The sequence below is a fragment of the Streptomyces sp. NPDC057002 genome, from assembly GCF_042673825.1.
Taxonomy (GTDB): domain Bacteria; phylum Actinomycetota; class Actinomycetes; order Streptomycetales; family Streptomycetaceae; genus Streptomyces.
Window position 1 is genome coordinate 529,465 of record NZ_JBHURZ010000005.1, and the last position, 11,484, is coordinate 540,948.

14 protein-coding genes and 1 pseudogene are annotated in these 11,484 nt (G+C 67.5%); 10 read left to right on the forward strand and 5 right to left on the reverse strand.

Features of this window, described 5'->3' with window-relative positions; genetic code table 11:
* Nucleotide 1: 1 nt before the first annotated feature.
* The 3 genes from ACFT32_RS26510 to ACFT32_RS26520 all read left to right on the forward strand — a co-directional run bounded on the left by ACFT32_RS26510 (nt 2) and on the right by ACFT32_RS26520 (nt 2,544).
* Nucleotides 2–1,267: a 6-phospho-beta-glucosidase gene (locus tag ACFT32_RS26510; RefSeq protein WP_382493904.1), complete on the forward strand. Its 1,266-nt coding sequence runs from the start codon at nt 2–4 to the stop codon at nt 1,265–1,267.
* Nucleotides 1,258–2,229, forward strand: a complete 972-nt coding sequence (locus tag ACFT32_RS26515; protein ID WP_382493907.1) for an N-acetylglucosamine kinase — start codon at nt 1,258–1,260, stop codon at nt 2,227–2,229. Before ACFT32_RS26510 ends, ACFT32_RS26515 begins: the two co-directional genes overlap by 10 nt.
* A gap of 93 nt (nt 2,230–2,322) precedes the next feature.
* Complete coding sequence (locus ACFT32_RS26520; RefSeq protein WP_184592772.1) at nt 2,323–2,544, forward strand: hypothetical protein; 222 nt, start codon at nt 2,323–2,325, stop codon at nt 2,542–2,544.
* Between the two features lie 271 nt (nt 2,545–2,815).
* On the opposite strand, the gene ACFT32_RS26525 is transcribed toward ACFT32_RS26520, so the two are convergent.
* Both ACFT32_RS26525 and ACFT32_RS26530 read right to left on the reverse strand, forming a co-directional pair.
* The gene (locus ACFT32_RS26525; protein WP_382493910.1) at nt 2,816–3,193 is read right to left on the reverse strand and encodes a hypothetical protein; all 378 of its coding nucleotides are present in this window, start codon (nt 3,191–3,193) and stop codon (nt 2,816–2,818) included.
* Nucleotides 3,190–3,723, reverse strand: coding sequence for a hypothetical protein (locus tag ACFT32_RS26530; RefSeq protein ID WP_382493913.1), 534 nt, complete (start codon nt 3,721–3,723; stop codon nt 3,190–3,192). Before ACFT32_RS26530 ends, ACFT32_RS26525 begins: the two co-directional genes overlap by 4 nt.
* 136 nt (nt 3,724–3,859) lie before the next feature.
* On the opposite strand from ACFT32_RS26530, the gene ACFT32_RS26535 reads away from it, so the two are divergent.
* Nucleotides 3,860–5,107, forward strand: a complete 1,248-nt coding sequence (locus ACFT32_RS26535; RefSeq protein ID WP_382493916.1) for a helix-turn-helix domain-containing protein — start codon at nt 3,860–3,862, stop codon at nt 5,105–5,107.
* Between the two features lie 5 nt (nt 5,108–5,112).
* On the opposite strand, the gene ACFT32_RS26540 is transcribed toward ACFT32_RS26535, so the two are convergent.
* Nucleotides 5,113–5,481 carry a VOC family protein gene (locus ACFT32_RS26540; RefSeq protein WP_382493919.1) on the reverse strand — a complete coding sequence of 123 codons (369 nt, stop codon included), beginning with the start codon at nt 5,479–5,481 and terminating at the stop codon, nt 5,113–5,115.
* A 149-nt stretch (nt 5,482–5,630) separates the two neighbouring features.
* Here ACFT32_RS26540 and ACFT32_RS26545 point away from each other — a divergent pair, with 149 nt between their 5' ends.
* The 3 genes from ACFT32_RS26545 (at nt 5,631) to ACFT32_RS26555 (ending at nt 7,216) form a co-directional block, all read left to right on the forward strand.
* Nucleotides 5,631–6,167 (forward strand): hypothetical protein, encoded by a 537-nt coding sequence (locus ACFT32_RS26545; protein ID WP_382494657.1) that lies wholly within the window; start codon nt 5,631–5,633, stop codon nt 6,165–6,167.
* A 426-nt stretch (nt 6,168–6,593) separates the two neighbouring features.
* A complete protein-coding gene (locus ACFT32_RS26550) occupies nt 6,594–6,809 on the forward strand; it encodes a type II toxin-antitoxin system VapB family antitoxin (RefSeq protein WP_382493922.1) in 216 nt (71 codons plus the stop codon).
* On the forward strand, nt 6,806–7,216 hold the full coding sequence (locus ACFT32_RS26555; RefSeq protein ID WP_382493925.1) for a PIN domain nuclease: 411 nt from the start codon (nt 6,806–6,808) through the stop codon (nt 7,214–7,216). Before ACFT32_RS26550 ends, ACFT32_RS26555 begins: the two co-directional genes overlap by 4 nt.
* A gap of 169 nt (nt 7,217–7,385) precedes the next feature.
* Here ACFT32_RS26555 and ACFT32_RS26560 read toward each other — a convergent pair whose 3' ends face one another.
* Nucleotides 7,386–7,805: a tyrosine-type recombinase/integrase gene (locus ACFT32_RS26560; protein ID WP_382493928.1), complete on the reverse strand. Its 420-nt coding sequence runs from the start codon at nt 7,803–7,805 to the stop codon at nt 7,386–7,388.
* Here ACFT32_RS26560 and ACFT32_RS26565 point away from each other — a divergent pair.
* Nucleotides 7,804–8,037 (forward strand): hypothetical protein, encoded by a 234-nt coding sequence (locus ACFT32_RS26565; RefSeq protein WP_382493931.1) that lies wholly within the window; start codon nt 7,804–7,806, stop codon nt 8,035–8,037. The genes ACFT32_RS26560 and ACFT32_RS26565 overlap by 2 nt on opposite strands.
* Before the next feature lie 44 nt (nt 8,038–8,081).
* Here the strand turns inward: ACFT32_RS26565 and ACFT32_RS26570 are convergent.
* Nucleotides 8,082–8,207 (reverse strand): annotated as a pseudogene (locus ACFT32_RS26570) (IS701 family transposase); the annotation flags it as partial.
* Nucleotides 8,208–8,214: 7 nt separating this feature from the next.
* Here ACFT32_RS26570 and ACFT32_RS26575 point away from each other — a divergent pair.
* Complete coding sequence (locus ACFT32_RS26575) at nt 8,215–8,763, forward strand: hypothetical protein (RefSeq protein WP_382494692.1); 549 nt, start codon at nt 8,215–8,217, stop codon at nt 8,761–8,763.
* On the forward strand, nt 8,763–11,484 hold a 2,722-nt coding region (locus ACFT32_RS26580), incomplete at its 3' end, for an AAA family ATPase (protein ID WP_382493934.1). The genes ACFT32_RS26575 and ACFT32_RS26580, both read left to right, overlap by 1 nt.

The following is an 11,484-nucleotide window of genomic DNA, read 5'->3' on the forward strand; positions in this document are numbered from 1 at the left end:
CATGAAACTCACCGTGGTCGGCGGAGGCTCGACCTACACCCCCGAACTCGTGGACGGCTTCGCCCGCCTCAGGGACACCCTCCCCATCGAGGAACTGGTCCTGATGGACCCGGCGGAAGACCGCCTCGCCCTGGTCGGCGGCCTGTCCCGCCGCATCTTCGCCCGCCAGGGCCACCCCGGCCGCATCACCACCACGACCGATCTCGACCGGGCGGTCGACGGCGCGGACGCGGTCCTCCTCCAACTCCGCGTGGGCGGCCAGGCGGCCCGCGAGCAGGACGAGACCTGGCCCCTCGACTGCGGCTGCGTGGGCCAGGAGACCACGGGCGCCGGCGGCCTGGCCAAGGCCCTGCGCACGGTCCCGGTCGTCCTCGACATCGCGGACCGCGTACGCCGCACCAACCCCGACGCCTGGATCATCGACTTCACCAACCCGGTCGGCATCGTGACCCGCGCCCTTCTCGAGGCGGGCCACAAGGCGGTCGGCCTGTGCAATGTGGCGATCGGCCTCCAGCGCAGGTTCGCGGCCCTGCTCGACGTGTCCGCCCCGGAGATCCACCTGGACCACGTGGGCCTCAACCACCTCACCTGGGAAACGGGAGTGCGCCTCGGCGGCCCGGAGGCCGAGAACGTCCTGCCCAGGCTCCTGACGGACCACGGCGAGACGATCGCGGCGAGCCTGCGCCTGCCGCGCGCACTGCTCGACTGCCTGGGCGTGATCCCGTCGTACTACCTGCGCTACTACTACGCGCACGACGAGGTCGTACGAGAACTGCGGACGAAGCCGTCGAGGGCGGCCGAGGTCGCGGCGATGGAGAAGGAACTGCTGACGATGTACGCGGACCCGGCCCTGTCCGAGAAGCCGGAGCTGCTCGCGAAACGGGGCGGCGCGTACTACTCGGAGGCGGCGGTGGACCTGGCGGCGGCCCTGCTGGGCGGCGCCGGCACGCCGTACCAGGTGGTGAACACGTACAACCGGGGCACGCTCCCGTTCCTCCCCGACGACGCGGTGATCGAGGTACAGGCGGCGGTGGGCGCCAAGGGCGCGTCCCCCCTCCCCGTCACCCCCGTGGACCCCCTCTACGCGGGCCTGATGGCGAACGTGACGGCGTACGAGCACCTGGCCCTGGAGGCAGCCCTGCACGGCGGCCGCACACGCGTCTTCCAGGCGCTCCTCTCCCACCCCCTCATCGCCCAGTACGAGTACGCCGAGACACTCACGGACCGATTGATCGCACACAACCGGGAGCACCTCGCGTGGGCCTGACCGCGACCGTCCTCGCCATCGACGCCGGCAACAGCAAGACGGACGTGGCGATCGTGACGGCGGACGGAGAAGTCCTGGCGACGGCGCGTGGGGCGGGCTTCCGCCCACCCGCGGTCGGCCTGGAGACGGCGATGGACACGCTGGCTCTCCCTGTCCGCCAGGCCCTGGCCACGGCAGGCCTCACCTCGGTCACCCACGTCTCGGCGTGCCTGGCGAATGCCGACTTCCCGGTCGAGGAAGACCAGCTGGCGAAGGCTTTGCACGCACACGCATGGGGCACGACGGTCACAGTCCGCAACGACACGTTCGCGATCCTGCGCGCGGGGGTGACGGAACCCCGGGGCGTGGCGGTCGTCTGCGGTGCCGGCATCAACTGCGTGGGCATGCGCCCCGACGGCCGCACGGCCCGCTTCCCGGCCCTCGGCAGGGTCTCGGGCGACTGGGGCGGCGGCTGGGGCCTCTCGGAGGAGGCGATGTGGCACGCGTCCCGCGCGGAGGACGGCCGCGGCCCCGCCACGGCCCTGTCCCGGACCCTCCCGGCCCACTTCGGCCTGACGTCCATGTACGCCCTGATCGAGGCGCTGCACCTGGACCGGATCGCGGCGTCCCGCCGCCACGAGCTGACACCGGTCCTCTTCGCGACGGCGGCGACCGGAGACCCGGTCTCCCTCACGATCGTGGACCGCCAGGCCGAGGAGGTGGTCTCCATGGCCGTGGTGGCCCTCACCCGCCTCGACCTGGTGAACGAACCGACCCCGGTCCTGCTGGGCGGCGGCGTCCTGGCGGCCGAACACCCCCAGCTGAACGGCCGAATCCAGGACCTCCTGTCCGACCGGGCCCCGAAGGCGATCCCACAGACGGTCACGGCCGGCCCGGTCCTCGGCGCGGCCCTGCTGGGGCTGGACAGGGTGGGGGCGAGGGAGGGGGCGCAGGGGCGGTTGCGGGCGCATTTCGGGGTGTGAGGGGCGTGAGACGGGGGCTCGGTGGGCGGGCGTTCGAAGATCGTCCGTGGACAGCCGCTGTGACTGGGGTACGCGCAGGCGCATACTGAGGCAATGACAAAGCCTTCCGCGAAGCGTCACCTGCCCACCAGCCCCTTCAAACCCCCGGTCGTGCCGGCTCCCAAGCACTTCGCCGTCGGCGACCAGGTCACACACGACATCTACGGCCTCGGCCGGGTGATCGGCATCGAGGAGGGAATCGCGGCGCTCGTGAACTTCGGCGGCTCGGTGGAACAGCGGATCCTGAGCCCGTACGCGAAGATGACCAAGCTCTAGGACCGCAGCACCCGCTCATCGCACGCCAGGTCCCAACGGGGGGCTTGGATTCAAAGGGAGACCTCTCATCGACCTGACCTCGCCGTTCTCCGCCCCGGACGGACCGCCCCACCGCCCTGCCACAGCATCGCCCCCTCCGGCCAGGAACCCCTTCCAGGCCCCGGACTTCGGAGAGGACGACCCCTCCGTGTCCGAGGACGGGCAATAACCCGGCACACATAAACGCAGGTGAACGGCCTCCGAAGTCGCTGGGCGAGATCTTCCTGCCGGACTACGCCCAGCGGCTTGACGCGCTGGCGGCACTTCGCGCGCGGCCGATAGTGAAACCCAGGTCAAAGGCCCGGCCCGCGGAAGGCGTCCGCGCCATGCCGCTCTCCCCAGGGGACGTCTCGGACGAGGCGGCAGGGCCGCGCCGGGCCCGCCGGTACTCCTCGTAGAGCCGGTCGCCGGTCACGCAGCTGCCGACGGCCTCACCGTCGTCATCCACGGCCCGGCACTCCCGGCACGCGGGGCAGTGCAGCAGCATGCGCAGATACGCGACTCGCTCCGGCGAGGGCGCCTCGGTCTCCTTCGCGAGGAGCCGGTCCGCGCAGGCACGCGTCGTCTCAAGATCCAGCGGCGGAGCGGCCTTCCTCTCGGGTGCGGTCATGACTCGTCCTCGTCACCGAGGCAGCGACCCGCCATCGCGAGAGCCAACACGTCGACCGCCGTGCCCAGCCGACCCGGCCGGAGGAGGGGCACGGCCCAGTAGGACGCCCGCGTCTGCTCATCGAACGCGGTGCGGTCGGCTCGCGGCACACCCAGGCACGTGCCCTCGCCCAGACACTCCGCGACCGGCTCGCACCACGTCTGCGCGGTGCCGGGTGGTACGAGGGCGTAGTAGCGGCGGAAACCGGGATCGTGAATGACCGGGGCGCCGCTGAGGCACCGGGCCAGCCGATCGCTCACCGTGTCCCGATCGGCGCTCGCGACCGCCCGATGCACGACCCGCTCAGGCAGACGAACCGCCTCGAAGATCCTCCCCAACGGAATCACGGCGAGCTTCGCGGCACCGCTCCACTCTCCACGCGCGGTGTCCGGTGACGGATGAGCGGATGCCAGCCACCGCTCGACCATCCCGCAGTCCGGCGAACTCGCCGGGGATGGGCAGGAGACCCCCGGAAACCTGATCTCCGTCATGTCGACGCTCCTCAGCAGCGTTGGCCACGCCCCGGGACCGGTCGCACGGTCGGCCGGGGTCCTTGCAGGAAGACCCTTGCGCCAGACACCGATCGCTCCCATCCCAAGCCCCATAGGAGCGCCCTATATTGGAGCTATGGGGGACTTCCGCACGGACCTCTGGTCCCATCCCGCACTCGCCTCAGCCGTCACCGACGAGGACTGGGGCCAGGTCTTCCGCACCTACCGCAAGCTCACCGGCCTGAGCCAGACCAAGCTCGGTGAACGCATCGGCCTGGTCCAACCCGACGTCTCCGACATCGAACGCGGACAGCGCCGAGTCACCTCGCTCGAAGTACGGCAGCGCATCACGGCTGGGCTCGAAATCCCACCGTTCCTGCACACTTCACCGGAGCACCCCACCACGGCACCGGTCCCCGCGCTCTCCCTCGCCGGGCCCGGCCCCGACGAGGACCTCCTGGCCCGTGTCACCAGCGTCGTCGACACGACGCACCGCGTGGACGCCCCCACCCTGGACTGGCTGGACCGCCTGCTCGCCGAACACCGCCGCGCGGAGGACGTGATCGGCTCCCGCCCTCTCGTCGAGGTGATGCGCCGACAACTCCACACCGTCGTCGACCTCTACGCGGCCGCCCGCGGCACACTCGCCGACCGCGTGGTCCGTCTCGCCTCCGAACACGCCCAATTCCTCGCCTGGATGGCCCAGGACCAAGGCCGGACAGCCGCCGCACTGGCCTGGTACGACCGCAGCCACGAATGGGCCCTGGAAGCCGGCGACGCCGACATGGCCGCAACCACCCTCAGCATGAAGGCCCACATGGCCTGGTCCGGCGGACGCGGCACCCGCTGCGTACGACTCGCCGAAGCCGCCCGCTGGTCCGCCCCCGGCACATCCCTCGGCGTCCAGGGCATGGCCGCCCAGATGGCCGCCCGCGGACACGCCCTCAACGGCGACGCCGACGACGCCGAACGCCACCTGGACGACGCGCAGACCCTCATCAGCCGGGCCGCCGAGCACCCCGAGGACGAGCCCCCGTGGATGTACTTCTACGGCGAAACCTGGTTCACCCTGCAACGAGGCATGGCCGCACTGCACCTCCGCAACTGGCAGACAGCCATCGCCCACCTCACCACCGGCCTGAACGCCCTGCCGGACGACTACCGACGCGACAGAACCTGGTACCAGTCCTGCCTCGCACACGCCCTCGCCGCCGCAGGTGAAGCAACTCAAGCCCTCACGGTAGCCACAACGACCATCCCCGACGCCGCAGCCATCGGCCGCCCCCACTCCTGGAACGAACTCCACACCACAGCAGCCGTTCTCCTGCGAAGCGGAGCCAGGGAAGGACACCAACTGGTCGCCGCACTACGAGAACACGACTGAACTGTTCACTCCAGTGGCGTGACGAGGCAGAAGGGGTGGCCGACTGGGTCGGCGTACACCCGGTATCCGACTGGCTTGTCTGACCCGTCGAGCAGGGTTGCGCCCAACGCAAGGACTTGTGGCTCGGCCACGTCGAGATCCGCGACCATCACATCGATGTGCATCTGCTGAGGATGGTCAGGGACGGACCACTGTGGCGGCCGGAAGTCGTGGACTCGTTGGAATGCCACGACTTCAGTGCCTGCCGTGGTGCCGAGCACGACGAACTCTGGAGTGTCCTCCAGCCGTGAGAGTGACAGCAGTTTCCCGTAGAAGTCGGCGAGCTCGGGTGGATTGGGGCAGTCGATGACGATGGCGTGCAGCTGTCCGATCATCCCGCTGACTATGGCGCTTGCAGCTGAGAAGCACCACAGCTTTGCGGATTGCCCCGGGGTGACCTGCCGAGACAAGCCGCGAACCAGACATGAAGGCGGTATTGAGGTGTGGCGAGACCGGCGGTGATGCACACTTCTACGCCGTGGAGATGTTGGAGGGCGAGCTACGTCGTCTCAGGTCCGGACCGGAGGCTGAGGACGGCCAGCAGCGGCTGTTACTCGTAAGGGCCCGGTTTACGGCCGAGGATCCCGCCCAGGTCATTGCCGGTGCACGTGCGGTACTGACGTGCGTGGTCGAGCGGATGGGCGACTGGCCGGCAATTGAGCGGTGGCCGCAACTGCTGCCGACATGGTTCACGCAGCGGTGCGCGCCCGACCCCATGAAGCCGGAGCCCGGCGAGCCCTTCGATGCCGATGCCTGGTTGCGGAAGTGGCAGGCGATGCTGCCGGAGCAGAAAGCGGCCGCCTGCCAGGGGCCGTGGACGCTGTCGGATTGGCTGTACTACTTCGACCCGACTGAGGAAGGCGCCGGTGACGATCGCAGCTGGTGGTGGTGGCACGCAGGCACCGATGAATCGGAAGACGGTTGGATTCAGGTGGCCACCACCGGGTGGCCGTTCGGCAGCGGCTCGCTGTCCTGGCTGATCGAGGCCAGCGGCGGCACAGATCTCGCCTATGGGCCATGAGCGTTACACACAGCGCCCGGCACGCCTGCAGTAGCGGCTGACAAGGCGAGATCGCGATCTACGGCTGAGGCACTAGCCGGCCCCACTCGCCGACCTCGGCAGGCGAGGTCGGCCCCTGCGTGCCCGCTACCGCATAGGACGCCCATGCTTCCTGCGCCTCGAGAACGAGGCCATGGACATGTTCTTCAACGGTGCCGTGCATCAGCTCGTCCAACACGGCCGAAGACGCCGTCCGCCTTGGCGAGCGAGTCGAGCATCAGCCGCAGGGGCGCCGTGACTCCACGCCGGCCGTGAGAGAGAAGTCGATGACGTTCCGCATTGCGGGTCGCCGCGCCATGCCGCTGTCCACAGCCCGCAGAAACCCCTGACAGATACAATCGATCTTGTATACTGATATACGTCACCGTATGCACGAGGAGGGTCGCCATGAGCCGCACAGTCATCGATCTCGACGACGAGGCCCTGGAGGCCGCCGCCGCGGAACTCGGCACGACCACCAAACGCGACACCATCAACACCGCCCTGCGGGAGGTCACCGCCCGCTACCGGCGGCTGCGCGCGCTCGAAGAGGCCCGTGAGCTGGTGGCCGACGGTGCGCTGGACATGGACCTCCTCCTGGACAAGAGCACGTACCGGCCGTGAGCGTCGCCGACTACCTCATCGACACCTCCGCACTCGCCCGCGTCCTGCTGGGCCAGAACACGGCCGAGTGGGACGACAGGATCGCCGCCGGCCTCGTCGCGATCTGCGACATCACCGAGCTCGAGGTCCTCTACTCGGCCCGTTCGGCGGCGGACCGTGCGCGGCTGAAGGCGGCGCTCGACGCCCACTACACCTGGTGCCCCACCCCGGACGGCATCTTCCGCCGCTCTCGCGTCGTCCAGGAGCAGCTCACCGCCAAGGGCGAGCACCGCAGCGCGGGCCCGGTCGACCTCCTCCTGGCCGCCGCCGCCGAAGAGGCCGGACTCACGCTGCTGCACCACGACCGGGACTTCGAGACCATCGCCCGTGCCACCGGCCAACCGGTACGGATGATCGACCTCAGATGACACACCTCATAGATCAACCAGCCGACAGCCACGAACCCCCAGTTCAGCCGCCCCCGGCGATACGCGTTTCCGCCAAGGCCTAGCCGTACGGCAAGATGGGGTGTTACTTACCGCGCGAGGGCATGAAAGTGCCCCTCACCAGCGGTTTCCTCGCCGATGAGGGGCCGTGTCAGGCAGCCTGGGCCGTCTCTGGGCCGTCGGGCGTCTGTGGGCCGTCATGAGCGTGACCGGCTGCCCGGTACATCGCGGAGATGGCTTTCCGGGTGCGGGTCTCACTGGACGGCATGAGGTGCGTGTAGACCCGGAGGGTGAAGCCCGGGTCACTGTGGCCGAGGTAGAGGCTCAGGGCCTTGATGCTCTCCCCGGCGTTCAGGAGGACCGAGGCGTAGAAGTGCCGTAGGGCGTGCATGCCGTGTTCGCGGGCGGCGGCGTAGCGCTGGCCTTTCTCGGGGTCGGGATGATGCCGGCGGATGCGAGCGCGGGCTTCCTTGGAGCACGAGTTCCGTTCCGAGCCCGGGAGCTTCCTGCTGGGGCTGCGAGGCGATTTGGTCTGGAATCGAGACGCCTTCTCCCGGCTGGAGAAGGCCATGCGCACTGTCTGTGAACGCTGGCAGGAAGCCGAGGAGCTTCCCCGCTGGCTGGCCGAGGGCTACTACCACGTGGCCACGGATGTTCCCTCGTGGACGGCGCACCCCAACTTCCCTCGCCCGGAGCCGGCGGACTACTACACCGCATGCATCGAACGGCTGACGGATCTGGCTGACTGGTTCTTCCGCGGGTGGCACGCCTGCATGGAGCCGCATACCTGGTCGGATCTCTAGGAAGCCCGGCGGCCTCTGCCCGTCGGCCTCGGCTGACGTCAACGAGCCCCGGCCACCCAGCAGGACCCGTTCAGCAGATGTTGCAGGCCCGCCGGGTCGCGGTGGCCGGCCCACTCAGCCAGCTGCCAGCCATTCTTCCGCTCCACCGGCGCCAACAGACCACGCACGTAGTTCTCGATGGCGTTCGACGAGAATCGCACACCCTCGAACCTCAGGCAAAAACTCAGCTACAGGTTATCAACATCCCGTTACGTCAAGTCACTATTGCGTAGGCTGCAGTTCAGCAAAATCTTCGCATGGGGGTGCAAGATGGATCCAATCGCGTTGGCGGCAGGGACTGCGTTGGTTGGCGCGATGGCCACTGATGCGTGGCAGCAAACCCGAATCGCCGTCGTTTCGTGGTGGGGCCGGGTGCGCTCGAACCAAGAAGCGGAAGCGGTCAGGGCGGATCTCGCTGAGGTCCGAGCCCAAGTTCTCGCCGCGCGAGAAGCGAGGGACGCGGACACTGAGCGAGCTGTGGCTGGGGTTTGGCAGATGAGACTGCAGCAGATTCTCCGCGAAGATCCCCTGTTGGAGAACGAGTTGCGACGACTTCTCGATGGTGAGCTTACCCCGGCCCTGCCCGCCGACGAGGGGGAGCGAATCGGATCGCTCCTGATGAAGGCGACGGCCTCTGGGAGCGGTCGTGTATACCAGGCGGGCCGCGACCAGCACATCTCCGAGTGATGAGTCCGACCGAAGAGCCCTCCGCAAGCAGGGAAGAAGCCGGCTTCCAGGCACAGGCTTCCGATCAGGCTCGGATCTATCAGGCTGGCAGGGATCAAAACTTTTCAGGGCGAGACCTGCATCTGCACTATGAAGCGGGCGTCCGCAGGGCAAGGCGCGTGGAGTCAGCCGCGGAGCCAGGGGAATGCCCATATCCCGGATTGTCCGCGTTCGGTGCGGCACAGGCCCGGTGGTTCTTCGGACGTGACGAGCTGATCGCTGACCTGATGGTTCGCCTGGACGAGCGACTGCGAAAGGGCGGCGGGCTTGCCGTGGTTGCTCCGTCGGGAGCGGGCAAGTCGTCGCTACTCAGGGCGGGGCTGTTGCCCGCGATCGCACGCGGATCCTTGCCCGTCGTTGGGTCGATGCAGTGGCCGTGCGTGCTGTTCACGCCCACGGCGCACCCGGTGCAAGCTTTGGCGGCTCAACTCGCGGGCGTCACCGACACTACTCCTGAAGGTATGGGAGAAGTGTTGTCGGCTGGACCCACACGGTGTGTTGCAACGGTGCGCGAGGCGCTCGAAGAGCGAGCCGGTGGCGCAGGAGCGGCGGATAAACGACTGGTGCTAGTCATCGACCAGCTTGAGGAGTTATTCACCCTCTGCACGGAAGAACACGAACGACGCGATTTCCTTAACCTGCTCTCAACCCTGGCTGCACCGGGTGGCAACGGGAGAGCTCCAGTCGCATTGGTCGTGTACGGGTTGCGGTCGGACTTCTACACCCAGTGTGCCAACTATATCGAACTGCGGACGACTTTGCAGAACGATCAGATCCTGGTCGGTCCCATGTCAGAAGACGGGCTACGAGAAGCTATCCAATATCCAGCCCAAGACGTAGGGATCGAAATCGAGGCGGGATTGGTCGAGCTGCTGCTGCGAGACCTCGGCGCACCTGCCCATGGCCATTCACCAAGCTCAGCCCTGGGGGCGGGCAGCTCAGGAAGGTACGAAGTGGGGCGCCTGCCGCTCCTCGCTCATGCACTGCGAGCCACCTGGCAGCAGAACGGCAGCATCCTCACTGTGGACGGCTACCGAGCCACTGGGGGCATCCACCACGCCATCGCTACCTCCGCCGAAAGCTGTTTTGCAAAGCTGGATCCGCTGGGTAGGCAGGCAGCACGGGAGTTGTTTCTGCGCTTGGTAAAAATTGGCGACGGCGTAGACGACACCCGTCGACGTGTGCTCCGCGCAGAGCTTTTGTGGGCGAATGGGAGTCCCGAACACTCTGACGCTGTCCTCAGCACCTTCACCGAAGGGCGCCTGCTGACCCAGGAACGCGACACTGTCGAGATCACCCACGAGGCGCTGCTCTATGCCTGGCCGCGCTTGCGCCGATGGATCGACAACGATCGGGCTGGCAACCTTATTCGCCAGGGCCTTGAGGAAGCAGCCGCCGGCTGGGAGCGCAACGGTCGCGATACTGGTGCCCTACTTCGCGGGAGCCGTCTGGAGACCGCCCGCGCCTGGGCTGACACACGTCAGGAAGACTCCATCGGATCCACCGCGTCCGAGTTTCTTGCCGCATCAATCGCTCAGGAGCGCCGAGCGACGCGGCTTCGCCGCTCCGTGATCGTGGTGCTGTCCGTATTGGCTTTGATCGCCTCGGGAACGGCAGTGGTCGCCTTCCAGCAGCGCGCAACAGCCCGATCCGAACGTACCACTGCGCAAGCCGAGCGTGACACAGCTATCTACCTCCAGACCGTGTCGGAGGCCAACGCGCTCCGTGACTCGGACCCGTCTCTCGCGTCCCAATTAGATTTGGCCGCCTACCGCATGCGGCCAACTGCGGACCTTTCCACACAGTTGATTAATGACGCAGGCAGCACCCTGTCCACACCTTTGGAACACTCGCGAGAGGTTGCTGCAGCGGTAGTCAGCCCAGACGGACACACCCTGGCCAGCGGCAGCTACGACGGAACAGTACGTCTGTGGGACATCACCAACCCGACGCACTCCAAGCAGCTAGGCAAACCCCTCACTGATAGTGCCCAGCCAGAGGTCTCAGTGGTCTTCAGCCGGGACGGGAAGATGTTAGCCAGTGCCGGCGGCGACAGAGTCGTGCGACTCTGGGATCTCAGCGATCCGACCCGGCCCAGGCCGCTGGGCGTGCCCCTGGCGGGACACACGGATGCCATCACTTCTGTGGCATTCAGTCGGGATGGGAACACTCTGGCTAGCACGGGTAATGATCGGACGGTTCGGCTCTGGAATATCACCGATCCTGCCCAAGCAAATCCTTTGGGCGATCCCCTCACCGGTCACTCTGATGACGTCAACTTTGTAGATTTCAGTCCGAATGGTCGCACCCTCGCCAGTGCTAGCCATGATGGGACCGTCAGGTTGTGGAACCTGGCGGACTTAACACAACCTGTGCCCCTGGGCAAGCCCCTGACGGGCCATGACGGTCCTGTCTGGTCCGTACGATTCAGCCCAGACGGGCGCACCCTGGCCAGTGCTGGGACCGACAGCAGGCTCCGGTTGTGGAGTTTGGTTGACCCGACCCGGCCCGCGGCATGGGACGATCCCGTTCTCGGCCACACCGACACCATCAGCTCTGTCGTGTTCAGCCCGGACGGGCGCATACTGGCCAGTGCCGGCCACGACGGGACCGTCAGGTTGTGGAACATGGCCAATCCCGCTCGTCCTGCGCCGTTAGGTGAACCGCTCAAAGGCCACGACG